Raw genomic sequence first — 25,117 nt, forward strand, 5'->3', positions numbered from 1 at the left:
AAATAATGGCAAACACGGACCGTATCGAGGCCGCCAGGTGCCCGCCGCGATGCATTCAGCGGTTTGTAGATCGAGCGCCGCCCGCGCGGCGCATCGCGAGCAAGGCTCTCGCCTACCCGGTTGGTCTGCAAGGACGCCACTGGAAACAAAGCGGGGGAGGCCTTTCGGCCTCCCCCGCTGCTATCGCAACCCTTACAGGCTTGGGAACGCGAACTGCGAGGCCTCGTGGCTCGCACGCTGCGGCCAACGCTGGGTGATCGCCTTGCGACGGGTATAGAAGCGCACGCCATCCGGACCATAGGCGTGCAGGTCGCCGAACAGCGAACGCTTCCAGCCGCCGAAGCTGTGGTAAGCCACCGGCACCGGCAGCGGGACGTTGACGCCGACCATGCCCACTTCGATCTCGTCGCAGAACAGGCGTGCAGCTTCGCCGTCACGGGTGAAGATGCAGGTGCCGTTGCCATACTCGTGATCATTGATCAGCTGCATGGCCTGCTCCAGGCTGTTCACGCGCACGACGCACAACACCGGGCCGAAGATCTCTTCTTTATAGATGCGCATCTCTGGCGTCACGTTGTCGAACAGCGTGCCACCTACGAAGTAACCATCCTCATTGCCCGACACGCGGTAGCCACGGCCATCGACCACCAGTTTGGCACCAGCGGCAACGCCGTCGTCGATATAACCGACCACCTTGTCGCGAGCCGCAGCGGTTACCAGCGGGCCCATGTCCAGACCGCAAGCAGTGCCGGCACCAATCTTCAGTGCCTTGATCTGCGGCTCCAGTTTGGCAATCAGCGCATCGGCCACCTGGTCACCCACGCAGACCGCGACCGAAATCGCCATGCAACGCTCGCCGCACGAACCATACGCCGCGCCCATAAGTGCACTGACCGCGTTGTCCAGGTCGGCATCCGGCATCAGTACCGCATGGTTCTTGGCTCCGCCCAGCGCCTGCACACGCTTGCCGCGCTTGGTGCCTTCAGCGTAGATGTACTCGGCGATCGGGGTCGAACCCACGAAGCTCAGCGCCTTGACCTCAGGCGCCTCGATCAGCGCATCCACGGCTTCCTTGTCACCGTGGACCACGTTGAGGATGCCTTTTGGCAAACCGGCCTCAAGCAGCAACTGGGCAATGAACAGCGTGGAACTCGGGTCGCGCTCGGAGGGCTTGAGGATGAATGCGTTACCGCAAGCGATGGCCAATGGATACATCCACAGCGGAACCATGGCCGGGAAGTTGAATGGGGTGATACCGGCAACCACACCCAGCGGCTGGAAGTCGGACCAGGCATCGATATTCGGGCCAACGTTGCGGCTGTACTCGCCTTTCAACACTTCAGGGGCAGCACAAGCGAACTCCACGTTCTCGATACCGCGCTTCAGTTCACCAGCGGCGTCTTCCAGGGTCTTGCCGTGCTCTTCGCTGATCATCTGCGATATCTTGGCTTCGTTCTGCTCCAGCAACTGCTTGAAGCGGAACATGACCTGAGCACGCTTGGCAGGCGGGGTGTTGCGCCAGGCCGGGAAGGCAGCCTTGGCCGAATCGATGGCTTGCTGAACGGTTGCACGACTGGCCAGCTCGACCTTTCGAACTGCCTGGCCAGTGGACGGGTTGAACACATCGGCAGTGCGCTCGCCTTTAGTAACCAGCTCGCCGTGGATCAGGTGCTGAACAATGCTCATGCATAACTCCAGATAAAGAGGGTTGAGCCAGGCGCGTGCTGAGCACGCACCCTACGTCAAAGTCGGAAAGGTCAGTCGATCTGGTTCAGGGCTTCGCCTACCGCATCGAACAGGCTGTCCAGCTCCTGCGGCTTGGTGTTGAAGGTTGGCCCGAACTGCAGGGTGTCGCCCCCGAAGCGCACATAGAAGCCGGCTTTCCACAGTTTCATCGCCGCCTCGTACGGACGGACGATGGCATCGCCATCACGGGCAGCGATCTGGATCGCGCCAGCCAGGCCGTAGTTGCGGATATCGACGATATTCTTGGTGCCCTTGACGCCATGCAGCAGCTTCTCGAAGTGCGGCGCCAGCTCGGCAGCCGATTGCACCAGGTTTTCCTTCTGCAGCAAGTCGAGCGCGGCGATACCGGCGGCACAGGCCACTGGATGAGCCGAGTAGGTGTAGCCGTGTGGGAATTCCACGGCGTATTCCGGGGTCGGCTGGTTCATGAAGGTCTGGTAGATCTCGCTGCTGGCGATCACCGCGCCCATCGGGATGGCACCATTGGTGACCTGCTTGGCGATGCACATCAGGTCAGGGGTCACGCCGAAGGCCTCGGAGCCGGTCATGGCGCCCATGCGGCCGAAGCCGGTGATCACTTCGTCGAAGATCAGCAGGATGTTGTGCTGGGTGCAGATTTCGCGCAGACGCTTGAGATACCCCTTCGGTGGCGGCAACACGCCAGCCGAACCGGCCAGGGGCTCGACGATGACTGCGGCGATGTTCGAGGCATCGTGCAGTTCGATCAGCTTGAGCATCTCGTCGGCCAGGGCGATTCCGCCCTCCTCCGGCAAGCCCTTGGAGAAGGCGTTGGCCGGCAGCACGGTGTGAGGCAGGTGGTCGACGTCCAGCAGCTGGCCGAACATCTTGCGGTTGCCGTTGACGCCACCGAGGCTGGTGCCAGCGATGTTCACACCATGGTAGCCACGGGCGCGGCCGATGATCTTGGTCTTGGTGGCCTGGCCCTTCAGGCGCCAGTAGGCACGTACCATCTTCAGCGCGGTGTCGCAGCACTCGGAACCGGAGTTGGTATAGAAGACATGGTTCAGGTCGCCCGGGGTCAGCTCGGCGATTTTCTCAGCCAACTGGAACGACAGCGGGTGCCCGAACTGAAACGCGGGGGAGTAATCCAGGGTGCCGAGCTGACGTGCGACCGCCTCGGTGATTTCCTGACGCGTGTGACCGGCGCCGCAGGTCCACAGGCCCGACAGGGCGTCGAAAATCTTGCGGCCCTTGTCATCGGTCAGGTAGTTGCCCGATGCAGCCACGATCAGACGCGGGTCGCGCTGGAAGTTGCGGTTGGCGGTGTAAGGCATCCAGTGCGCATCCAGCTTGAGCTGGCTGGCCATTCCTGCAGGGGCGGTTTCCGGCATGTTCATCGGCGGTTCCTCGAGAGACGATTAGGCAACGATGGATGTTGTTGCAGCTAAGTTGGCACGGCGATAAAGTCTGAAAAAGCCAACATTTCTAATCTTCAGATTGAACAAGACTAAACTTATGAGCCGACGTCCCGACCCTCTCGCACAAGTCAGCGATTTCGACATTCGTCTGCTGAAGATCTACCGCAGCGTAGTCGAGTGCGGTGGTTTCTCTGCCGCCGAGAACGTCTTGGGCATCGGGCGCTCGGCCATCAGCCAGCAGATGAACGATCTGGAGCAACGCCTGGGCTTGCGCCTGTGCCAGCGCGGACGCGCCGGCTTCTCGCTTACCGAGGAGGGACGCGAGGTGTATCACTCGGCGCTGCAGTTGCTCAGCGCCCTGGAGACCTTTCGTACCGAGGTCAACGGGTTGCACCAGCACCTGCGTGGCGAGCTGAACATCGGCCTGACCGACAACCTGGTGACCCTGCCGCACATGCGCATCACCCACGCCCTGGCAGAACTGAAGGACCGGGGCCCCGACGTGCGCATCAACATCCGTATGATCGCCCCCAGCCAGGTCGAGCAGGGTGTGCTCGACGGCAGCCTGCATGTCGGCGTGGTACCGCAGACCAGCCCTCTTTCAGGATTGGAATATGAACCCCTGTACAGCGAGCGTTCGCTGCTTTATTGCGCGGTGGGGCACCCACTGTTCTACGCCGATGACCAGCAAATCGACGACGCACGCCTCAACAGCCAGGAAGCTATCGCCCCTACGTTCCGCCTGCCAAGCGACATCCAGGCTCACTATCAGGCCCTGCACTGCACCGCTAGTGCATCGGATCGCGAAGGCATGGCCTTTCTGATCCTGACCGGACGCTACATCGGCTACCTGCCCGACCACTACGCCAGCTTCTGGGTCCAGCAGGGCCGACTGCGCGCGCTGAAACCCGGCCAACGCTTCTATGACCTGAGCCTGAGCTGGGTGACCCGCAAGGGACGCCGGCCGAATCTGGTACTGGAAAGCTTCCTCGAAAGCCTGGCAGCGACGCGCTGATGCCTGTCTCTGACGCTAACGCTTGTCAGTTCGGCGCAGGAAGGTAATCTTGTCCGACAGCCGCAGCCACTGACCCGTACGGAATCGTCCATGACCCTTGAAGTCCCTGCGCATCGCCTCTCTGCCTCAGGCAAGCCCGCTGGCCGCATCCGCCAGAAAAACGAACAGGCCATCATCCAGGCAGCCGAAGACGAATTCGCGCGCCATGGTTTCAAAGGCACCAGCATGAATACCATCGCGCTGAAAGCCGGGCTGCCCAAGGCTAACCTGCATTATTACTTCACTAACAAGCTTGGCCTTTATATCGCGGTGCTCAGCAACATCATCGAGTTGTGGGACAGCACCTTCAACGCCCTCAGCGTCGATGACGACCCGGCTGTGGCGCTGAGCCAGTACATCCGCACCAAGATGGAGTTCTCCCGGCGCAACCCACAAGCGTCGAGAATCTTCGCCATGGAAGTGATCAGCGGCGGTACTTGCCTCACCGAGTATTTCAGCGCCGACTACCGTGAGTGGTTCCGAGGCCGGGCCGCGGTGTTCCAGGCCTGGATCGACGCCGGCAAGATGGACCCGGTCGATCCGGTACACCTGATCTTCCTGCTGTGGGGCAGCACCCAGCACTATGCCGACTTCGCCACACAGATCTGCCAGGTCACCGGCCGCAGCCGCCTGACCAAGCAAGACATGGAAGACGCCAGCAACAACCTTATCCACATCATTCTCAAGGGCTGCGGCATCACGCCGAGCGCCTCATAGCCACTTATGCCTTCTACCCTGCTTGACCTCTGCGAGTTTCGCGAGGAAATCCGCAAGAGCCGCTTCATCACCCTCGCCGGCCCCATCTCTAGCCCCGCCGAGGCGATGAGTTTCATCGAACGCCACAGCGACCTGGCCGCCACCCACAACTGCTGGGCCTGGAAACTGGGCGCGCAATACCGCAGCAGCGACGACGGCGAACCTGGCGGCACGGCCGGGCGGCCGATCCTGGCGGCCATCGAGGCGCAGGACTGCGACCAAGTGGTGGTGCTGGTCATTCGGTGGTACGGCGGTATCCAGCTCGGCACAGGCGGCCTAGCCCGGGCCTACGGCGGAGGTGCCAACAAATGCTTGCAACAAGCGCCGAAAAGGTTGTTGGTCCAACGCAGTGAATACACCTGCAGTTGCACCTTCAGCGAGCTGGCCTTGGTGAAACTGCGCCTGGCCGAAGTGGATGGGCTGGTGCTGGACGAACAGTTCACCGCCAATGGAGTCGACCTGCGCATCGCCGCAGGCCAGGCACACATACCCACCTTGCAGCAGCAACTGGCAGACCTGAGCCGCGGCCGGATCATTCTGGAAATCGGCTGAAGCTTGCTCACAACAACTGTGGGCCTGCCTGTGGATAAGCTATGAGCACTCCCCGGCAGCGCCCGTTATCAAAGGGCTCCAGCGCTTTGATCATATTTTGATCACCGTTTGATGACAGCTGCAAACGTCTGAAGGGTCAAGACTTATCCCCAGCACTTTGCCACCGGTCTCGAATCATACCCCGATCGGTTGCACACATTAACTGTGGAGCAGCCTGTGGATAACCCGTTAGCCAATGAGTGCAGTGCCCGGCGGCACACGGCCTGGCAAAGGTGGTCATTTTTTAACCAAATTCAGATCGGGCAGCTTCTGCCCGGCTGAATTATGCTCAATATCCCTCTCCTCCAACGCTCAAGGAGTCCCCAATGTCCCTTCAAAAAACCGCCCTTGTCATTGGCGCTTCGCGTGGACTGGGCCTAGGCCTGGTACAGCGTCTGCACGAAAAGGGCTGGAAGGTCATCGCAACGGTGCGTGATCCGCAGAAGGCCGACACACTGCGCCAGGTGCCCGGCGTACGCATCGAACAACTGGAGATGAACGACACCACCCAGCTCGATGCGCTCAAGCAAAGCCTTCAGGGTGAGGTGTTCGATCTTGTATTCGTCAATGCGGGCGTCATGGGGCCTCTGCCCCAGGATGTGGACGGCGTGCAGGCAGCCGATGTTGGCGACCTGTTCATGACCAATGCCGTTGCGCCCATCCGTGTCGCCCGCCGTTTGGTTGGCCAAGTGCGCGAAGGGAGCGGTGTACTGGCCTTCATGAGTTCGATCCTGGGCAGCGTGACCATTCCCGATGGCAGCGAACTGTGCTTGTACAAGGCCAGCAAGGCTGCGCTGAATTCGATGATCAACAGCTTCCTGGTGGTCGAGGCGCAGCGTCCCGATCTTTGCGTGCTGGCCATGCATCCGGGCTGGGTAAAAACCGACATGGGTGGCGAAAACGCCGAAATCGACGTGCTGACCAGCACCCGTGGCATGGTCGAGCAAATCGAAGCTCAACGTGGCAATGCCGGTCTGCGCTTCATCAACTACAAAGGCGAGAGCCTGACCTGGTGAATTGAAAGCCGCGAGGCGAGGCAGTAGACTCGGAGCCTCGCCCACGCGGCGGACCTGGATCAGCAGACAGGGCAACACTGAGCTGGCTAACCTGAACCCACTTTCAGAGGAGCCGGCACCATGCCTGCGACCCGTATCTGGTTGAAATCCCCCCTTGCCATCTTCACCGCCAACACCCTCGACGCCCGCGGCGGACTGGTGATCGAAGACGGCCGTATCCGCGAACTCCTGGCCCTTGGTGAAAGCCCCAGCCAACCTTGCGAGCAGGTTTTCGACGCCCGCGAGCACGTCGTACTGCCCGGCCTGATCAATACCCACCACCACTTCTACCAAACCCTCACCCGGGCCTGGGCGCCAGTGGTGAACCAACCATTGTTCCCCTGGCTGAAGACCCTTTACCCGGTCTGGGCACGCTTGACACCGGCCAAGCTGGAACTGGCAAGCCAGGTAGCATTGGCAGAGTTGCTGCTGTCCGGTTGCACCACCGCGGCCGACCATCACTACCTGTTCCCCCAAGGCCTGGACAACGCCATCGACGTGCAGGTCGAGGCCGTGCGTAAGCTGGGCATGCGCGCCATGCTGACCCGAGGCTCAATGAGCCTGGGCGAAGCCGACGGGGGCCTGCCGCCTCAGCAGACGGTGCAACAAGGTGAAGTGATCCTGGCCGATAGCCAACGGCTTATCCACAGCTACCACGAGCGCGGTGACGGCGCGCAGATCCAGATCGCCCTGGCGCCTTGCTCGCCGTTCTCGGTCACCCCGGAAATCATGCGTGCCAGCGCAACCCTTGCCGAAGAGCTGGACGTGCGCCTGCACACGCACCTGGCCGAGACCCTCGACGAAGAAGACTTCTGCCTGCAGCGCTTTGGCCTGCGTACCGTCGACTACCTGGACAGCGTCGGCTGGCTCGGTCCGCGCACCTGGCTGGCCCATGGTATTCATTTCAACGGCGATGAAATGGCCCGCCTGGGCGCTGCAGGCACCGGTATCTGCCACTGCCCCAGCTCGAACATGCGCCTGGCATCGGGCATCTGTCCGACCGTGGAGCTCGAGACCTCCGGTGCTCCGGTGGGCCTGGGCGTGGACGGATCGGCGTCCAACGATGCCTCGAACATGATCCTGGAAGCTCGCCAGGCGCTTTACCTGCAGCGCCTGCGCTACGGTGCCGAACAGATCACCCCCGAACGCGCCCTCGGCTGGGCCACCCAAGGCTCCGCACGCCTGCTGGGCCGCCAGGATATCGGTGAGCTGGCCCCCGGCAGACAGGCCGACCTGGCCCTGTTCAAACTCGATGAGCTGCGCTTCTCAGGCAGCCACGACCCGCTCTCGGCGCTGCTGCTCTGCGGCGCCGACCGTGCCGACCGGGTCATGGTCGGCGGCCAGTGGCGCGTCATCGACGGCCAGATCGAGGGCCTGGACATCCAGGGCCTCATCGCCGACCACCGCCAGGCAGCCGCCCAACTGATCGCTGGTTGAGGCAACACAGGCCTGGCTGGGCGCATTGCCCGGCCAGGCCCTGTAGAATGGCGGCAACCGTACCTGATTGAGATAACCCCCTATGTATGAATGGTTGAACGCCCTGCCCAAGGCCGAACTGCACCTGCACCTTGAAGGATCGCTGGAGCCCGAACTGCTGTTCGCCCTGGCCGAGCGCAACAAGATCGCCCTGCCCTGGGGGGATGTGGAGGCGCTGCGCAGTGCCTATGCCTTCAACAACCTGCAAGAATTCCTCGACCTCTATTACCAAGGCGCGGACGTGCTACGCACCGAGCAGGACTTCTACGACCTGACCTGGGCTTACCTGCAACGCTGCAAAGCCCAGAACGTAATCCACACCGAGCCTTTCTTCGACCCACAGACCCACACCGACCGAGGTATCCCCTTCGAAGTGGTGCTCAATGGCATCAACCAGGCGCTCAAGGATGGCCGTGAGCAACTGGGGATTTCCAGCGGGCTGATCCTCAGCTTCCTGCGCCACCTCAGCGAGGAAGAAGCGCAAAAGACCCTCGACCAGGCCCTGCCATTCCGCGATGCGTTCATCGCTGTTGGCCTGGACAGCTCGGAGAAAGGCCACCCACCCAGCAAGTTCCAGCGCGTCTTCGACCGCGCCCGCGCCGAGGGCTTCTTGACCGTGGCACACGCAGGCGAGGAAGGCCCACCCGAGTACATCTGGGAAGCCATCGACCTGTTGAAGATCCAGCGTATCGACCATGGCGTACGCGCCATCGAGGACGAACGCCTGATGCAACGCATCATCGACGAACAGATTCCGCTCACCGTCTGCCCACTGTCGAACATCAAGCTTTGCGTGTTCGAACACATGGGCCAACACAACATCCTCGACATGCTGGAGCGCGGCGTGAAGGTCACGGTCAATTCGGATGACCCGGCCTACTTCGGCGGTTATGTCACCGAAAACTTCCATGCCCTGCACACACACTTGGGCATGACCGAAGACCAGGCCCGTCGCCTGGCGCAGAACAGCCTCGACGCCCGCCTCGTTCGCTGATCGACCACACCTGGCATTGCAGGTGGTTGATTACCCCACCTGCAACGTCTTCACCCGGGCGATCTGATTGATGTGCTGAATGCCCATGGCGGATATGTGCAACGCTCGTGTGCCTTTCGGCTCGCGAATCCACCCCGACTGCAGGAACAGCTTGAACATCGCCTGACCCAGGCTTCCGCCGATATGCGGCCCCTGGTCGCTCCATTCGTTGCAGTGACAGAGTGCGCTTGCGCGCTGCTGGCACGGCGCCAAGGCCTCGATATAGACGCCAATGGCGGCCAGTTCCGCCCGGCCCTGCTCGCTGACGAGCAACTGCTGCCCTGCCCCCTCCAGCCAGCCCGCGACCACCAGCCGATGGTACAGCTCGCTTGCCAGTTCTCCGCCAAGGTGATCGCCACAACGGCGTGCCCTGCGCATTGACAACGGTACCTGCAATGGCGCCGCCTTCGCCCCGGCGCCCCTGGCGCTTTCCAGTTGCACGCTGGCCAAGGCCTCGACCGCCGCCCCCACCTGAGGCGTCGCCAGCCGGAAATAGCGCTTGCGCCCCCTGGCTTCCAACCTGAGCAACCCTGCCGAGGACAACAGGGAAAGGTGCGCGCACGCCGAGGATGAGGTCAGCCCAGTCATCACTGCCAGCTCATCGGCTGGCCGCGGTATGCCGTCTATCAACGCCCATAGCATGGCGCTGCGCTTAGGGTCTGCCATCAGGCCGGCGATCTGGCTTATGCTGCTGGCTGCTTTCATGTCCTGGTAACTCCCTGCAAGCTCACTTTGGTTTCCAATGGCCAACCGTGGCAACACGCATCACCAGCACTTCGTCTGCCCCCCTGGCAGGGAAACATGACTCACTGCCGCTGGCCCCGCCGCCAGTATATGCCCGGCAAACACCCATTCAGGATTGCCAGGTACGGGGGCCGTGCCGTGGGTGCACCGACCCTGGAAAGCCCTGGGTTATCCACAGCAGACCCGGCCAGCGCCTGATGGGGCGTGACAAAACCGCAAGCTAGAAGGATTACAGACGAAGCTGGAGGAAAGATCGCCCGCTGCCTTCGCAGATACTGCCGACAACAGGCTTCCCAAAGTAGCGCAAACAAAAGCGAAGGTTCGACATGGTTCCAGGCATTGCACCTGGCATTGCAAGGGGCACGGAGGTGGCACCTCAGGACCGTCAGTCAGGACACCATAGCCGGTCATGGCATGCGCTCGGCACAGCGCTACACTGATCCGGCCCCCTCAGAGGTATGCCGCGATGAAGATTGTCGTCACTGCATCAAGCCGAAACCCCAACTGCCCTTGGCAGGTTCAACTCGATCAGCACAAGGTGAGTTTCCGCAGTGAAGCCGAGGCGCGTGCCTTCGTCGCCACGTTGGAAACCCGCCTGAAGGCACCTCACACGCTCATGCCGGACGCCTGGCCTGCAAGTACCGGGTCAGCAGCGCGACACTGACCACCAGTGCGCCACACAAGCTGATCACCATGGCCATCGGTACCGCGCTGCCATCATGCAACAGCCCGACCAGTGCCGCCGCGCCTGCGGCGACACTGAACTGCAAGCACCCCATCAGGGCCGAGGCGCTGCCTGCCCGCGCGCCCTGACCGTTCATGGCGCAAGCCGACGCATTGGGAATGATGCACCCCAGGCTGGCAATGCACACGAACAAAGGCACCAGCAGCGGCCACAACGGCGTCGGCCGCGTGGCCGCCACGCCCAGCAACACCAAACCTGCCGCCAGATACATCCAGACGGCGCGCACCAGCAGGAAGGCAGGACCACGCTTGGCCAGCAAGCGGGCATTGACCTGTGCAACCAGGATGAAGCCCGCGGCGTTGGCACCGAAGAACCAGCCGTAATGCTCGGCAGGCACGCCGTAGAGCTTGATGAATACGAACGGAGAACCTGCAATGTAGGCGAACATCCCAGCGATGGCGATGCCTCCCGTCAGGGCATGCCCCAGGAACACCCGGTCGCTGAGCAACCGGAAATACTGACGCAAGGCGCCAGACAGCGGCTGCCGGGGTATGTGCGCAGGCAGGCTTTCCGGCAGGCCCATGCCAACTGCCAGCAGGCAGGCCGCGCTGAACAGGCTCAAGGTCAGGAAGATTGACTGCCAGCCGGCAAGGTTCACCAGCACGCCACCGAGCATCGGCGCAAGGATCGGTGCCAGGCCCATGACCAACATCAACTGCGAGAACACCTTGGCCGACGCCACCGCATCGCACTTGTCGCTGACGATGGCGCGCGACAGGACCATACCGGCACAGCCCCCCAACGCTTGGACGAAACGCGCCAGGATCAGCGTGTCGAGGTTGGGCGCGAACGCGCAGGCCAAGGACGCAACGGTGAACAACGCCACACCGAACAGCAGCGGTTTGCGCCGGCCAAAGCGGTCGGCGATCGGGCCGTAGGCCAACTGGCCAATGGACAGCCCGAGGAAATAGGCCGCCAGGGTAGTCTGGACATGTTGTTCATCGGTGGCGAAAGCCTGCGCCATGGCCGGGAAGGCGGGCAGGTAAAAGTCGATCGCCAAGGGCCCGAACGCACTCAATGCGCCCAGGATCAGCACCATTCTCAGGTTCATCAGGAATCCATAGCAGGCTAAGCAAGCGCGTAAGTCTACCTGCTGCGGATGGCCTGAGTATGAAAACATTTGCAACAAAAACCCGGCGATTTGGCGTCGATTACTCTGTGTTGTCGCTGGCAGGCCGCCTCCAGGGTGGGGCGCGGTGCGCCCCCATCCTCACGCCATCTCGGCCTGATAACCCTCTTCGCGGATCGCTTGCAGAATCCGTTCGCTCCCCAACTCGCTCTGCACACGCACCTGCTTGCCAGCCAGGTCGACTTCAACACGCGCCTGTGGGTCCTGTTCCTGCACCGCTCGGGTCACCGCTTTCACGCAGTGGCCGCAGGTCATGCCTTGTACGTTGAACACTTGCATCGAGGTTACCTCCTTTCAGGATTTGCCTCAGTTTCAACCTTGCCATCGGGTCAAGGTCAAGTTCTGCGGTAAACGGCCGGGCTGGAAATCTGCCTTGACCTCGGCCAAGCTGCGCCTTTGATGATTTGGCAAGTAGGAGATTTCTCATGTTCAGGGCAGCAGTGGGCGTTGTCGGGTTGCTAGGCGCATTGGCCGCCACGCCCCCCGCTTACGCCGAGGGCAACTCGGACTACAGCGTGTTGATCATTTCCCGCGAGCGCCTGGAGGTGGCCACCAGCTGCGAAATCGGCATCTACCTCAACGATCAGCTCTCTGGACGTGTATTCCAGGAACAATCGACCTCCTTCAACCTGCCACCCGGCCCGGTGGACGTGCGCTTGCGTCTGTTGCCAGGGCAAGCGCCTGGCTGCGCCCCGGGTATCGAGGACCAACGCAGCACCCGCTTGAACCTGCAGGCTGGGCAGATCAACAAATACCGCATCGCCATGGGGCACAATGGGCTTGAGTTGAAGCGAGCCGGCCTGGGCTATTGACCTTCCCCACGTGGCAAGGTTGATGCTGGAGGCCAGTCCAAGGAGTGAGCCATGCCCGCATCCACCACGTTCGACCTGCCGATCTCCGGCATGACCTGTGCCAGCTGTGCTGGCCGTGTCGAGCGCGCCCTGCGCAAAGTCGCTGGCGCTGAACAGGTCAGTGTCAACCTCGCCACCGAACAGGCCCGCGTCCTCGCGCCGGCCGACAGCCTGCACGCCCTGGTCGACGCCGTGCGCGAAGCAGGCTATGCCGTCCCTACCCGTACCGTAGAGCTGGAAATCAGTGGCATGACCTGCGCCAGTTGCGTAGGCCGTGTCGAGCGCGCCTTGGGCAAACTGCCAGGCGTCGAGGAGGTCAGCGTCAACCTGGCCAGTGAGCGAGCCCATCTGCGTGTGCTGCAGGCGCTGGATGATCGCCAACTGATCGAGGCGGTGGAGAAAGCCGGCTACAGTGCCCGCCTGCCCCAGGCCGGCGCGGATGAGCAGAGCGATGCGCTCCACCCTCTGCGCAAGGAGCGTTTGGCGGTCGGCCTGGCACTGTTGCTCGCCCTGCCCCTGGTAGTACCGATGCTGGTGCAGCCATTCGGCATTCACTGGATGCTGCCTGCCTGGGTGCAGTTCCTGCTCGCCACACCGGTGCAGTTCGTCCTCGGCGCACGTTTCTACGTAGCCGCCTGGAAAGCCGTTCGCGCCGGCACTGGCAACATGGACCTGCTGGTGGCGCTGGGCACCAGCGCCGGTTATGGGCTGAGCCTGTACCAGTGGGCGAATGCCTCGGGGGAAATGGCGCCGCATCTGTACTTCGAGGCCTCGGCGGTGGTGATTGCCCTAGTGCTGTTGGGCAAGTACCTGGAAAGCCGCGCCAAACGCCAGACCGCCAGCGCCATCCGCGCCCTCGAAGCCTTGCGCCCCGACCGCGCCGTACGATGGGTCGATGGCCTGGAGCAAGACGTGGCTATCGACCAGTTGCGCATCGACGACCTGGTCGTGGTCAAACCTGGCGAACGCTTCCCGGTCGATGGCCTGGTGGAGGACGGCAGCAGCCATGCCGACGAGGCCCTGATCAGTGGCGAAAGCCTGCCGGTGCCCAAACAGCCAGGCGATACAGTCACCGGAGGTGCCATCAACGGTGAAGGCCGCTTGCTGGTACGCACCCAGGCACTGGGCACGGAAACCGTACTGGCCCGGATCATCCGTCTGGTCGAAGACGCCCAGGCGGCCAAGGCCCCTATCCAGAAGCTGGTGGACCGCGTCAGCCAGGTGTTCGTCCCAGCGGTGCTGGTGCTGGCACTGATCACGCTGGTGGGCTGGTGGTTGGCCGGTGCGCCGCTGGAAACCGCGCTGATCAATGCCGTCGCGGTGCTGGTCATCGCCTGCCCTTGCGCCTTGGGCCTGGCCACGCCAGCGGCGATCATGGCCGGCACCGGTGTCGCTGCCCGAAATGGCATCCTGATCAAAGACGCCGAAGCCCTGGAGCGTGCCCATGCGGTCAACCGCGTGGTGTTCGACAAGACCGGCACCCTGACATCCGGCAGCCCCCGTGTCGTCCACAGCCAGGCGCTGGTCGGGGACAGCGCAGAACTGCACCGCCTGGCCGGCGCCCTGCAACGCGGCAGCGAACACCCCTTGGCCAAGGCTGTGCTGCAGGCCTGCGCCGAGCAGAATCTGGATGTTCCGACAGTGACCAACAGCCAGTCCCTGACCGGGCGCGGTATCGCCGGGCAGGTACAAGGCCGCGAACTGGCCCTGGGTAACCGACGCCTGCTCGATGAAAGCGGCCTGCAGCCCGGCGCACTGGCCACCCAGGCCCAGGCTTGGGAAACCGAAGGCCGTACCTTGTCGTGGCTCATCGAGCGCGGCGAACAGCCCCGTGTCATTGGCCTGTTCGCCTTCGGTGACAGCCTCAAGCCCGGCGCCGAACAGGTCGTCGCGGCCCTACGGGCACGCCACATCAGCAGCCATTTGCTGACCGGTGATAACCGTGGCAGCGCCAAAGTGGTCGCCGCTGCCCTTGGCATCGATGACGTTCACGCCGAAGTGCTGCCAGCCGACAAAGCCGCCACTGTCGCCGCACTCAAGCAGGATGGCGTGGTGGCGATGGTAGGCGATGGCATCAACGACGCGCCGGCCCTGGCCGCCGCCGATATCGGCATCGCCATGGGCGGTGGCACCGATGTCGCCATGCAGGCGGCCGGCATCACCTTGATGCGTGGCGACCCGCGCCTGGTGCCCGCTGCCCTGGAAATCAGCCGCAAGACCTACGCCAAGATTCGCCAGAACCTGTTCTGGGCCTTTATCTACAACCTCATCGGCATTCCGCTGGCAGCGCTGGGCTACCTCAATCCGGTACTGGCCGGCGCCGCCATGGCGCTGTCGAGCGTCAGCGTGGTCAGCAATGCCCTTTGGCTGAAAACCTGGAAACCCACCACCACCTCGCAGGAGGCCCCATGAACATCGGCCAGGCCGCCCGCCGCAGCGGGCTCAGCACCAAGATGATTCGCTACTACGAGTCCATCGGCCTGCTCAAGCCCGCTACCCGCAGCGACAGTGGCTATCGCCTGTACCACCAGGACGACCTGCACCGCCTGGCCTTCATCAAACGCTCACGCGACTTGGGCTTCTCGCTAGACGAAGTCGCCAAGCTGCTGACCCTGTGGCAGGACCGCCAACGCGCCAGTGCCGATGTGAAGGCCCTGGCCATGCAACACATCGACGAACTGAACCGCCGGATCGAAGAGTTGGTCAGCCTGCGCGATACCCTCGATGAGCTGGTCGCGCACTGCCAGGGCGACGACCGGCCAGACTGCCCAATACTCAAGGATCTGGCCAACGGTGGCGCTTGCTGCCCCTGAAAGCACACCGCTGCTGGCATTTTGGTATGCCATATTAGCCTAAACCCGACCGAATAGTCGCCAAATACGACTTTATCCAATAAATACGGGGGTTTCCCCTCAAAAAGCCGACGCTCCTGCCGATACAACGCTTACTGCCTCGTGTGTCGATAAAGAAAAAAATTCCGGGAGCGTCGATGAACATCAAACAGAAACTGACCTGGGCATTCGCGGTCATCGCCGCCTTGCCCATTGTGCTGGTAGCCACGTTAGTGGTCCTGAACCTGCGAGGCGAAGCCCGCGAAGGTTTCCTCGACGGCAGTAGCCGGGAAATCCGCCAGGTCAGCAATGCGATGAATATCTTCTTCCAGGGCATCGACCAAAACGTGGAGTTTCTGGCCGCGCAGCCCATGGTAGCCGCGACCGGTAACGAGCTGAACAAGTTCATGAGTGCCAATCCGTCCTATGAACTGGGTGCACAGGCGCAGCAGCTGCTCGACTTTTTCACCCGTCTGGCTGACGCTCACCCTGGCTACGCCTACATCTCCTACGGCGTCAGCGACGGCGGCTATGTCGGTTGGCCTGCCGGCCAGAAGTTCGTCAACTACGACCCACGCCCACGCCCGTGGTACCAGCAGGCCATGGCCAACCCCGGCAAGACCGTACGCACCGGGGCCTATTACTGGGCTCCCGACGATGCCGTGCTGGTCAGCACCGTACGCGCTGTCGCCAACAAACTGGGCAACCCAGGCGGTGTGGTCAACATCGACGTCTCGCTCAAAGGCCTGACCGAGATCGTCAAGCAGATCAAAGTGGGCGAAAGCGGTTACCTGATGCTGGTGGAAAGCAACGGTAACGTGATGGTCGACCCGCGCGATGCCAGCCACAACTTCAAACAACTGGCCAGCTTTGGTGACGGCTACGCCGAACTGGCCAAGGCCGGCAAAGGCCTGGTGGAGATCGAGCTCAACGGCACCCGCTACATGGCCAACGTCTACCCGGACGAAAAGCTGGGCTGGACTTTCATCGGCCTGATCGAACAAAGCGAAGTGATGCTGACCACTACCCGCCTGACTTGGCTGATCGGCACCATCGCCCTGGTGCTGGCGGCGCTGTTCGCGGTCGTCGGCGCCGCGTTCGCCAAGCTCATCGTGCGCCCGATCAACAGCGTGACCAGCGGTCTGGAAGACATCGCCCAGGGCGAAGGCGACCTGACCCGGAACCTGGAAATCCGCGGCCGCGACGAAACCGCACAACTGGCCAGCTGGTTCAACCAGTTCCTCGGCGCGATCCGCAGCCTGATTCAGCACATCGGTGCCGCCGCCGCCAAGATTCTCAGCACCTCCAGCAGTTCCACCCGGGTTTCCAGCGACATGGCCGAAGCCGCCGGGCGCCAGCGTGAAGCCGTGGACATGGTGTCCACCGCCTTCCACGAAATGGTCGCGACCGCCAACGAAGTGGCCCGCTCGTGCAGCCAGGCCGCGCAATCGGCCGACAGCGGCCAGCAGCAAGCGCGTGAAGGCCAGCAGCAGATCGATGCGGCGGTGCACAGCGTCGATCGCCTGAGCCAGGAGATCGAGCAGTCGGCGCAGTCGATCCAGCAACTGGAGCGTGACAGCAACGCCATTCAGTCGATCCTCGGCACCATCCGCTCGATTGCCGAGCAGACCAACCTGCTGGCCCTTAACGCCGCCATCGAGGCCGCGCGTGCCGGCGAGCAGGGCCGTGGTTTCGCCGTGGTCGCCGACGAAGTACGGGCCCTGGCCAAGCGCACCGCCGATTCCACCGCTGAGATCGACGGCCTGCTGGGCAACCTGGCCAGCCGTACCGCCGAGGTGGCCGAGCAGATGCACGCCAGCCTGGAGGTGTCGCAGCAGTCGGTCAGCCGGATCGGGCTGGCCCGCGACAGCTTTGGCCAGATTCGCGAGTCGGTGGACATCATCCGCGACATGAATACCCAGATCGCGACGGCAGCGGAAGAGCAGCACCAAGTGGCAGAGGACATCAACCGCCACATCAGCCAGATCCATGGCGATGCGCAACTGGTGGCCGAGCTGGCCCAAGCCGCCCGTCAGGACTCCGAGAGCCTGGCCGGCCTTTCCAACGAGCTGGATGCGCTGGTACGCCGCTTCCGCACCTGACCGCTAGAGCCGCAACTCGCCGGGGGTCGACCCGAACAGCTGCTTGAAGGCGGCGATGTAGGCTGAGGTGGAGTCATAACCACAGCCCAGCGCCGCCTCGGTCACACTCTCTCCCGCTTCCAGCAGGGCCAGGGACGACAACAGGCGCATGCGCTGGCGCCAGTTGCGAAAGCTCAGGCCCGTCTCCCGCTGGAACAGGCGCATCAGGGTTTTCTCCGAACACGCCAGCTGTCTGGCCCATTCCTGCAGGGTCTGCGGCTGCTCGGGTGTGGCGATCAGGCCGTTGCACAAGGCCAGCAGCCCGGGATGACGCGGCAACGGCAGTGAGAACCCAACCTCAGGCAATGTACGCAACTGATCGAGTAGCACAGACACCAGCCGTGCTTCGGGACTGTCGCCTTCGGGGTAATCCACGGGGAACAGGCAGAACTGCTTGATGAGTTCACGCGCCAGCGGCGTCACTTCCAGGACCCGGCACTGCGTCGGCGCCCACGGGCAGGCATCGCGGCGCACATAAAGGCTGCGCATTTCAGCCTGCATCGAGGTAACGACTTCGTGTTCGGCATCAGCGGGAATCCACACGCCCCATTGCGGCGGCGCGAAATAGCTGCCATCCGCGGTGTAGACGCCGAGCACTCCGCTGATGGCATAGGAGAACTGCACCCAGTCATGGCGGTGCCGCGTGGTCCAGGAGCCGGCGCCAAGGCTTTCGGCACGGGCGTAGAGCGGCCTGGGCAGGTGATCCAGCACTGGGATGGGGCGTGGGTGTCCGATGGTCGGCATGTGGGCTTCTTGTAGTTCTGACCAGACAAGCCTAACACGGGACTATCGGGCTCATCGCCGGCCAGCCGGCGATGGGATGCCTGAACCGTGGGCTTGTCGTGCAAATGCTCAACGTTCGACGATGGCCGTGACCCCCTGCCCACCCGCCGCGCAGATCGAGATCAAGCCCCGGCCCTTGCCTGCCGTCGCCAGCAACTTGGCCATGTTGGCCAGAATCCGCCCGCCCGTCGCGGCGAAGGGGTGGCCGGCGGCCAACGAACTGCCCTTGACGTTGAGCTTGCTGCGGTCGATCGCCCCCAGCGGGCCATCGAGACCCAGTCGTTCACGGCAGTAGTCGGTGTCCTCCCAGGCCTTGAGCGTGCACAGCACCTGGGCGGCGAATGCCTCGTGAATTTCGTAGTAGTCGAAGTCCTGCAGGGTCAGGCCATTGCGCGCCAGCAGACGCGGCACGGCGTACGCTGGCGCCATCAGCAGCCCCTCCTTGCCAGTGACGAAGTCCACCGCGGCCGCCTCGCCATCGACGAGATACGCCAACACCGGGAGGCCTTGCGCCTGTGCCCACTCCTCGCTGCCCAGCAACACCAGCGAGGCGCCATCGGTCAGCGGGGTGGCATTACCCGGCGTCAGCGTGCCTTGGCCGCTTCGGTCGAACACCGGTTTCAGCGCACCGAGTTGTTCGAGCGTCAGGTCCCCACGCAGGTTGTTGTCGCGGGCCAGCCCCATGAACGGCGTCAGCAGATCATCCTGCCAACCTTCGGTATAGGACGCAGCCAGGCGCTGGTGACTGAGCAGCGCCAGTTCGTCCTGTTCGGCGCGGCCAATCTGCCAGGTCTGAGCCATGCGTTCGCAATGCTCGCCCATCGACAGGCCGGTGCGTGGCTCTTCGTTACGCGGCAGTTCTGGCTTCAGGTGGCCGGGGCGCAGCTTGAGGAACGGTTTGAGCCGCTCCCCCAGCGTCCTGCCCCGGTGAGCCTGCAGCAGAATCCGGCGCAAGCCTTCGCCGACGGCGATGGGCGCATCGGACGTGGTGTCCACCCCGCCGGCGATCGCGCTGTCGATCTGCCCCAAGGCAATCTTGTTGGCCACCAGCAACGCCGCCTCAAGGCCGGTGGCACAGGCTTGCTGGATGTCATAGGCAGGCGTCTGCGGCGACAGCCGTGAGCCCAGCACACACTCGCGGGTAAGGGCCATCTCGCGGGAGTGCTTCAGTACCGCCCCGGCAACGACCTCCCCCAGCTTCAATCCATGCAGCCGGTAGCGTTCGATCAGGCCTTCCAGAGTGATGGTGAGCATCGCCTGGTTGCTGGCATTGGCATAGGCACCGTTGGAGCGGGCGAAGGGAATTCGGTTGCCGCCCAGGATCGCGACCCGGCGAGTTGAACGCATGCGCATGTTCCTCCTGAAACAATTTGATCCGTACAGCCTAGGTGTTTTTACCGCATTCGAACGACCTTGCCACAAACTTGGTCCACACTTGCAAGCTTGCATTCAGGGAGACCCGCACATGAGTGATCGCTATCTAGGCTTCGCCAACTCCAACCTCGGTCGACGCCTCGTGGATGCCTTGGGCCTGCCCCACCCCGCGCCCCTGGAGCGCTGGCAACCCGGCCGCCTGCGCCCGGTCGAAGGCGCATTGGTGCTCGGCGGTGGTCCGCTGGCGAACCAGGTCGAGTCTATCGCCCCGCGCCTGACCGACGATTTCTATAGCTTCAATGGCGAAGACCTGCAGGCACCCGCCTGGGTCGCCGGCCTTGGGCCAAAGTTGAAGGCTGTGGTGTTCGATGCCAGTCATCTGTCCGACAGCGACGGGCTGAAGCAGTTGCGTGAGTTCTTCCAGCCGCTGCTGCGCAGCCTGGCCTCCTGTGCCCATGTAGTGATCCTCGGGCGTGCGCCGGAAAGCCTCGACGACCCGATGGCCAGCGTCGCACAACGCGCCTTGGAGGGCTTCAGCCGCTCGTTGGCCAAAGAGCTGCGCAACGGCGCCACTGCACAATTGCTGTACGTGGCCCCCGGAGCACCAGATCAACTTGAAGGGGCCCTGCGCTTCTTCCTTTCGCCCAAGAGTGCATTCATCTCCGGTCAGGTACTGCGTCTTGAGCCCTGCGCCAGCCAGGTCCAGGACTGGACGCGGCCTCTAGGTGGGCGCCGGGCCCTGGTCACCGGGGCCGCACGCGGGATTGGCGCAGCCATCGCCGAAACCCTCGCGCGCGACGGCGCAGAAGTCGTGCTGCTGGATGTACCCCAGGCCCAGAAGGACCTCGACGCCCTGGCCGCACGGCTCGGCGGCAAGGCGCTGGGCCTGGACATCTGCGCCAGCGATGCCGCTGCGCGATTGCTTGAAGCCTTGCCCGGCGGAATCGATATCGTCGTGCACAACGCCGGTATCACCCGCGACAAGACCCTGGCCAACATGACGCCGGAATACTGGGACGCAGTACTGGCGGTCAACCTCAAGGCCCCGCAGGTACTGACTCAGGCGCTGTATGACGCCGGCGCCCTGGGCGAAGAGGCTCGCATCACGCTGCTGGCGTCGGTCAGCGGTATCGCCGGCAACCGTGGCCAGTCCAACTATGCAGCAAGCAAGGCCGGGCTGATCGGGCTTGCCCAGGCCTGGGCGCCGAAGCTCGCCGAGCGAGGCGCCAGCATCAATGCCGTGGCCCCCGGTTTCATCGAAACCCATATGACCGCCGCCATGCCCATGGGGCTTCGCGAAGCCGGCCGACGCCTGAGCTCCCTGGGCCAGGGCGGGCGTCCACAAGATGTCGCCGAGGCGATCGCCTGGCTCAGCCAGCCTGGCTCCGGAGCGATCAATGGCCAGGTGCTTCGGGTTTGCGGCCAGGCGCTGATGGGAGCGTGAACATGGATCGACAGTGGCACGACCTGCACAGTCCAGACGCGCGCGCCAGCCTCTATCTGCGCGCGGCGAGCAAGCGCAAGATCAGCGGCGACACGCTTCCGGCCAAGGGCTTGCGTTGTTTCCTTCATGTACAGCACGACAACCTGGCGGCCTACCGCCGGCTCTGCCACTTCCCCGATGACGGCCGCTTGCCGGGTACCTACCCGCACATCATGGCGTTCACCCTGCAACTGCAGTTGCTGACCGCCCATGACTTTCCCTTCCCGCTGCTGGGGCTGGTGCATGTGCACAACCGCATCGACGTGTTGCGGCCGCTTGGCGGCATCGACGGTCTGCGGTTTGCCGTTCACGCCGAGAACCTTCAGCCGCACGCCAAAGGCGGCACCTTCGACCTGATCACCGAGGCCGAAGACAGTCTCGGCCTGCTATGGCGCGAAACCAGCCGCATGCTGGTACGCGGCTTGCGCCTCGATGGGCAGCCCGAAGAAGCACCTGCCCCCGACACCGCCCCATTGCCAGAAGCCACCCGCTGGTACGCCGACAGCGACATCGGCCGGCGATATGCCAGGGTCTGCGGCGATTACAATCCGATCCACCTCAGCGCTGCCAGTGCGCGCCTGTTCGGCTTCCCCAAGGCCATCGCCCATGGCATGTGGAGCAAGGCCATGGCCCTGGCGGCACTGCGTACGCACCTGCCCAGCAGCGGCTACCGCTTCGAGGTGGATTTCCTGAAACCGGTACGGTTGCCGTCCGAGGTGGTGCTCAGTGCCAGTGAAGCGGGGGCAAGCGGTGAACTGCGGCTAGACGGGCATGGCGATCTGCTGCACATGGTCGGGTGCTGGGCGCCACGGTAGGAGCAAACCCCATGGCAAGGTTGCGAGAGGGCCGCACAGCGGCTCCCGCGCCCGGCGTCACTGCATCAATGCCAGGTCGAGGCTGGAAGCCTCCCGAATCCACTTGCTTTGCACCGGGCCTCCACCGAAGCTATGCAGCATTAGGAGACCCCGATGAACCTGCAAGAACTCACCGAACGCCTGCACCGGATTCGCGACAACAACGACTGGCGCGGCTTCCACAGCCCGAAGAACCTGGCCATGGCCGCCAGCGTGGAAATGGCCGAACTGGTGGAAATCTTCCAGTGGCTGAGCGAAGACCAATCACGCCAACTGCCCGCGGACAAACTCGCCCACGCCGGCCAGGAAGTGGGCGACGTGGTTCTCTATCTGTTGCTGCTGTGCAGCGAACTGGGCCTGGACATGGAACAGGTGGTGCGCGCCAAGCTGGCCGACAGCGAGAGGCGCTTCGCCAAATGAACGACCGTCACTTCGATGAGCTCGCCACGCGTTTTGCCGAAAAGATCTACGGCGGCGCCAAAGGTGCGATTCGCCTGGCCGTGCTCCAGGCCGACCTGGCCGACGCCCTGCCCGACCGCCCGCTGCGGGTGCTCGACATCGGCGCAGGCCTTGGCCACATGGCACTGTGGCTGGCCCAACGCGGCCACCACCTTACCCTGGCCGAACCCGCCGCCCCGATGCTCGAAGGCGCCCAGGCGCGTTTTGCCGAAGCCGGGCAACAAGCCACCTTCATCCAGGCCCCCTGGCAAGACCTGCTGGGCCAATTGACCGAGCCTTACGACCTGGTGCTGTGCCACGCGGTGCTCGAATGGCTGGCCGAACCCGAAAGCATCCTGCCGGTACTGCACCAGTTGACCGCCCCAGGCGGCTGGTTGTCGCTGGCGTTCTACAACCGTGATGCGCTGGTCTACCGCAACCTGCTCAAAGGCCATTTCCGCAAGTTGCGCAGCAACAGATTGCAAGGTGAAAAGCAGAGCCTGACGCCGCAGAAACCACTTGATCCCCGTGAGCTCAAGGTTCACCTTGATCCTGTGTGGCAGGTAGAAAGTGAAAGTGGTGTCAGGGTGTTCCACGACTACATGCCCAAGGAATTCCAGGACAAGGCCGAGCTGCTGGACCTTCTGGAAATGGAACTGGCCCACCGTCGTCACCCAGCCTTTGCCGGCTTGGGCCGTTACCTGCACTGGATCTGCCGCCCCCGCTGACCCCGCCCGCCGGGAGGACTACATGCCGTATCGCTTGCTGTGCCTGGCCTTGCTGCCGTTAGCCCTGGCCGCCTGCCAGGGTGCCAACCCGTATGTCGCCAGCAGCCGCCCGCTGCCCCCCGCACCACCCCAGGCCGCAACGACCTACGATGCCAGTGCCTACCCGGCACCGACACGGGACTACGGGCATTACCGCAGCTGGAGCTGGCGCAACGGCCAATTGCCCAGCAGCAGTGCCAACGCCGACCCCAGCCAACTGGCCGACGCTGTCAGCGGTGCCCTCGACCAGCACGGGCTACGCCCGGCCAGAGGTGGTACCGGCGACTTGCTGGTGAGCGCCGACATCCGGCTGGAACGGCGCCTGCGCCAGGTTCGCGATTACGACTATGACCCCTACTACGGCCCCTACCCCTATGGCGGCGTCGGCTTCGGCGGTTACCGCAATGGCTATGGGGCCTATGGCAGCGTGCCCATCGTGCGCACCTACGAGGTCGAGGTGATGGTGGTACGCATCGACCTGTTCGACGCCCGCAACGGCCAGCCCGTCTGGAGCGCCAGCGCCGAAAGCGGCAGCGACCAGGACTCACCACGTGATCGCGAGCAAGCCCTGCGCGAATCGGTGCACAAGGCGCTCAGCGGCTATCCTCCTAGTTAACGTTCAACGGAGAACCATCATGTTGCGCCGTCTCGTTGTGCTGTCATTCGCGCTGTTGCTCGCCGCTTGTGCAAGCAACAACGTCCAACAGGATTTCGACGCGAGCCGCGATTTTGCTGCCTATCGCAGCTGGGCATGGCAGGAGCCAGGCTTGCAGTACCGACCCGATGACCCTCGCATCAAGAGCGACCTGACCGAGCAGCGCATCCGTCAGGCAGTTGCCAGCGAGCTGGATCAACGTGGTCTGCGTCCTGCGCAGGGCAGCGCCCGGCCTGATCTGAAGGTCCAGGCCTACCTGATCGTCGAGCAACGCCAGCAACAGATCACCACCAACTATGGCGGCGGCTGGGGTGGTTACTGGGGAGGCTATTGGGGTGGCCCGATGTACAACGAGACCCGCAGCGTCGACTACAAGGTGGCCACCCTCCAAGTCGACATGTTCGATGGCCACGATGGCAAGCTGGTGTGGCGCGGCAGTGCCGAACAAATCATGAACAACTACCCACCAAGCCCCGAGGAACGCAACTCCGCGATCCAGAAGACCATTTCCCAGGTGCTGAGCAAGTACCCACCGGGTAGCAAGCAATAAGACTGCGCCGGCCTCGACATCCGTGACCGCCTCACTGTGCGTGGACGGTCATGGATGAAACCTTTTTTCCCTCACGCCACGCCCGTTCGTCGGATTCCGTCTACCCTGACTATTGAAACCTGACTGCCTGGATAGATCAGTTCAACGAATAGGGATGGCGACCTGCCCATGCAAAGCATTGTTCTCCTGATGTGGCTTGCCTTGTGCGCCGAACAAGATGTCCGCGAACGGCAGATCTCCAACATGCTTACCCTGGGTGTGGCCGCTTGTGCCCTGGTGTGGCTGTTCGCAACCGGACACAGCTGGATCGGCGCCGACGCCAGCGATGCCGGCTGGGCGCTGGCCATCGTCATGCTGCTTACCCTGCCCGGCTACATGCTCGGCCGCTTCGGCGCTGATGACGTCAAGTTGATGGGCGCCCTGGCGCTGGCCACCAGCTACCAGTATGTACTCGGCACCTTCATTGGTGCCGGGATCAGCGTCCTGCTGTGGTTGCTCGCCCGGCGACGCTTGTGGACCCTGATGAATCCGAAGGTCAAGAAACGACTGCAAGCGCTGACCGAGCAAATGGGCGACAAGCAAGCGTTCGTGCCTTACGTGCTGGCCGGCTTCATGCTCACTGCCGTATGGATCCAATAGTCATTTCCATGGTCCGAAGTGTTGTACAAAACTTGTACAAAGT

Annotated in this window: 25 protein-coding genes and 1 pseudogene; 19 read left to right on the forward strand and 7 right to left on the reverse strand. The window is 63.2% G+C overall.

Annotated elements, in window-relative coordinates; all coding sequences use genetic code 11:
- Nucleotides 1–192: 192 nt before the first annotated feature.
- Entirely contained in the window at nt 193–1,686 is a 1,494-nt protein-coding gene (locus tag IF103_RS21080) for a CoA-acylating methylmalonate-semialdehyde dehydrogenase (RefSeq protein WP_023382475.1), read from the reverse strand.
- A gap of 71 nt (nt 1,687–1,757) precedes the next feature.
- Nucleotides 1,758–3,104, reverse strand: a complete 1,347-nt coding sequence (gene aptA, locus IF103_RS21085) for an omega-aminotransferase AptA (protein WP_023382476.1) — start codon at nt 3,102–3,104, stop codon at nt 1,758–1,760.
- A 118-nt stretch (nt 3,105–3,222) separates the two neighbouring features.
- Between aptA and IF103_RS21090 the strand changes: the two genes are divergently transcribed.
- The 6 genes from IF103_RS21090 to IF103_RS21115 all read left to right on the forward strand — a co-directional run bounded on the left by IF103_RS21090 (nt 3,223) and on the right by IF103_RS21115 (nt 9,051).
- Complete coding sequence (locus IF103_RS21090) at nt 3,223–4,140, forward strand: LysR family transcriptional regulator (protein WP_023382477.1); 918 nt, start codon at nt 3,223–3,225, stop codon at nt 4,138–4,140.
- Between the two features lie 90 nt (nt 4,141–4,230).
- Nucleotides 4,231–4,896, forward strand: coding sequence for a TetR/AcrR family transcriptional regulator (locus IF103_RS21095; RefSeq protein ID WP_023382478.1), 666 nt, complete (start codon nt 4,231–4,233; stop codon nt 4,894–4,896).
- Between the two features lie 6 nt (nt 4,897–4,902).
- Nucleotides 4,903–5,487, forward strand: a complete 585-nt coding sequence (locus IF103_RS21100) for an IMPACT family protein (protein ID WP_023382479.1) — start codon at nt 4,903–4,905, stop codon at nt 5,485–5,487.
- A gap of 365 nt (nt 5,488–5,852) precedes the next feature.
- Entirely contained in the window at nt 5,853–6,542 is a 690-nt protein-coding gene (locus IF103_RS21105; RefSeq protein ID WP_023382480.1) for an SDR family oxidoreductase, read from the forward strand.
- A 120-nt stretch (nt 6,543–6,662) separates the two neighbouring features.
- A complete protein-coding gene (locus IF103_RS21110) occupies nt 6,663–8,018 on the forward strand; it encodes an 8-oxoguanine deaminase (protein WP_023382481.1) in 1,356 nt (451 codons plus the stop codon).
- Between the two features lie 82 nt (nt 8,019–8,100).
- Nucleotides 8,101–9,051, forward strand: a complete 951-nt coding sequence (locus IF103_RS21115; RefSeq protein ID WP_023382482.1) for an adenosine deaminase — start codon at nt 8,101–8,103, stop codon at nt 9,049–9,051.
- Between the two features lie 30 nt (nt 9,052–9,081).
- Here IF103_RS21115 and IF103_RS21120 read toward each other — a convergent pair whose 3' ends face one another.
- Nucleotides 9,082–9,795 (reverse strand): ArsR/SmtB family transcription factor, encoded by a 714-nt coding sequence (locus IF103_RS21120; protein WP_027907509.1) that lies wholly within the window; start codon nt 9,793–9,795, stop codon nt 9,082–9,084.
- Between the two features lie 505 nt (nt 9,796–10,300).
- On the opposite strand from IF103_RS21120, the gene IF103_RS25020 reads away from it, so the two are divergent.
- Nucleotides 10,301–10,498, forward strand: a complete 198-nt coding sequence (locus tag IF103_RS25020) for a hypothetical protein (protein ID WP_081669694.1) — start codon at nt 10,301–10,303, stop codon at nt 10,496–10,498.
- Here IF103_RS25020 and IF103_RS21125 read toward each other — a convergent pair.
- Nucleotides 10,449–11,630, reverse strand: a complete 1,182-nt coding sequence (locus IF103_RS21125; RefSeq protein WP_104881223.1) for a multidrug effflux MFS transporter — start codon at nt 11,628–11,630, stop codon at nt 10,449–10,451. The two genes, IF103_RS25020 and IF103_RS21125, sit on opposite strands and share 50 nt — an antisense overlap.
- Nucleotides 11,631–11,789: 159 nt before the next feature.
- Nucleotides 11,790–11,987 carry a heavy-metal-associated domain-containing protein gene (locus IF103_RS21130; protein WP_023382486.1) on the reverse strand — a complete coding sequence of 66 codons (198 nt, stop codon included), beginning with the start codon at nt 11,985–11,987 and terminating at the stop codon, nt 11,790–11,792.
- Nucleotides 11,988–12,133: 146 nt separating this feature from the next.
- On the opposite strand from IF103_RS21130, the gene IF103_RS21135 reads away from it, so the two are divergent.
- The 5 genes and pseudogenes from IF103_RS21135 to IF103_RS25515 all read left to right on the forward strand — a co-directional run bounded on the left by IF103_RS21135 (nt 12,134) and on the right by IF103_RS25515 (nt 17,492).
- On the forward strand, nt 12,134–12,520 hold the full coding sequence (locus tag IF103_RS21135) for a hypothetical protein (RefSeq protein ID WP_023382487.1): 387 nt from the start codon (nt 12,134–12,136) through the stop codon (nt 12,518–12,520).
- 51 nt (nt 12,521–12,571) lie between these two features.
- Entirely contained in the window at nt 12,572–14,971 is a 2,400-nt protein-coding gene (locus IF103_RS21140) for a heavy metal translocating P-type ATPase (protein ID WP_202675652.1), read from the forward strand.
- Nucleotides 14,968–15,372, forward strand: coding sequence for a Cu(I)-responsive transcriptional regulator (gene cueR, locus IF103_RS21145; RefSeq protein WP_023382489.1), 405 nt, complete (start codon nt 14,968–14,970; stop codon nt 15,370–15,372). The genes IF103_RS21140 and cueR overlap by 4 nt, the downstream gene beginning before the upstream one ends.
- A gap of 332 nt (nt 15,373–15,704) precedes the next feature.
- Nucleotides 15,705–16,586: pseudogene (locus tag IF103_RS25510) on the forward strand (cache domain-containing protein); the annotation flags it as partial.
- Between the two features lie 201 nt (nt 16,587–16,787).
- Nucleotides 16,788–17,492 carry a methyl-accepting chemotaxis protein gene (locus IF103_RS25515; RefSeq protein ID WP_412458217.1) on the forward strand — a complete coding sequence of 235 codons (705 nt, stop codon included), beginning with the start codon at nt 16,788–16,790 and terminating at the stop codon, nt 17,490–17,492.
- Nucleotides 17,493–17,495: 3 nt separating this feature from the next.
- Here IF103_RS25515 and IF103_RS21155 read toward each other — a convergent pair whose 3' ends face one another.
- Together IF103_RS21155 and IF103_RS21160 are read right to left on the reverse strand one after the other, a co-directional pair.
- Nucleotides 17,496–18,275 (reverse strand): AraC family transcriptional regulator, encoded by a 780-nt coding sequence (locus tag IF103_RS21155; RefSeq protein ID WP_023382491.1) that lies wholly within the window; start codon nt 18,273–18,275, stop codon nt 17,496–17,498.
- 108 nt (nt 18,276–18,383) lie between these two features.
- A complete protein-coding gene (locus IF103_RS21160; RefSeq protein ID WP_023382492.1) occupies nt 18,384–19,661 on the reverse strand; it encodes an acetyl-CoA C-acetyltransferase in 1,278 nt (425 codons plus the stop codon).
- Nucleotides 19,662–19,779: 118 nt separating this feature from the next.
- Here IF103_RS21160 and IF103_RS21165 point away from each other — a divergent pair, with 118 nt between their 5' ends.
- From IF103_RS21165 to IF103_RS21195, 7 genes are all read left to right on the forward strand, one after another.
- Nucleotides 19,780–21,132 (forward strand): 3-oxoacyl-ACP reductase, encoded by a 1,353-nt coding sequence (locus IF103_RS21165; RefSeq protein ID WP_202675654.1) that lies wholly within the window; start codon nt 19,780–19,782, stop codon nt 21,130–21,132.
- A 2-nt stretch (nt 21,133–21,134) separates the two neighbouring features.
- A complete protein-coding gene (locus tag IF103_RS21170; protein WP_202675655.1) occupies nt 21,135–21,986 on the forward strand; it encodes a MaoC family dehydratase in 852 nt (283 codons plus the stop codon).
- A gap of 153 nt (nt 21,987–22,139) precedes the next feature.
- Complete coding sequence (locus IF103_RS21175; RefSeq protein WP_104881220.1) at nt 22,140–22,445, forward strand: MazG-like family protein; 306 nt, start codon at nt 22,140–22,142, stop codon at nt 22,443–22,445.
- On the forward strand, nt 22,442–23,191 hold the full coding sequence (locus tag IF103_RS21180) for a methyltransferase (RefSeq protein WP_023382496.1): 750 nt from the start codon (nt 22,442–22,444) through the stop codon (nt 23,189–23,191). The genes IF103_RS21175 and IF103_RS21180 overlap by 4 nt, the downstream gene beginning before the upstream one ends.
- Nucleotides 23,192–23,213: 22 nt before the next feature.
- On the forward strand, nt 23,214–23,846 hold the full coding sequence (locus tag IF103_RS21185; protein ID WP_104883265.1) for a DUF4136 domain-containing protein: 633 nt from the start codon (nt 23,214–23,216) through the stop codon (nt 23,844–23,846).
- Nucleotides 23,847–23,865: 19 nt separating this feature from the next.
- A complete protein-coding gene (locus IF103_RS21190; RefSeq protein WP_023382498.1) occupies nt 23,866–24,435 on the forward strand; it encodes a DUF4136 domain-containing protein in 570 nt (189 codons plus the stop codon).
- 168 nt (nt 24,436–24,603) lie between these two features.
- Nucleotides 24,604–25,074: an A24 family peptidase gene (locus tag IF103_RS21195; protein ID WP_023382499.1), complete on the forward strand. Its 471-nt coding sequence runs from the start codon at nt 24,604–24,606 to the stop codon at nt 25,072–25,074.
- Nucleotides 25,075–25,117 lie beyond the last annotated feature (43 nt).

The organism is Pseudomonas sp. SK2 (assembly GCF_016772395.1).
GTDB lineage: Bacteria > Pseudomonadota > Gammaproteobacteria > Pseudomonadales > Pseudomonadaceae > Aquipseudomonas > Aquipseudomonas taiwanensis.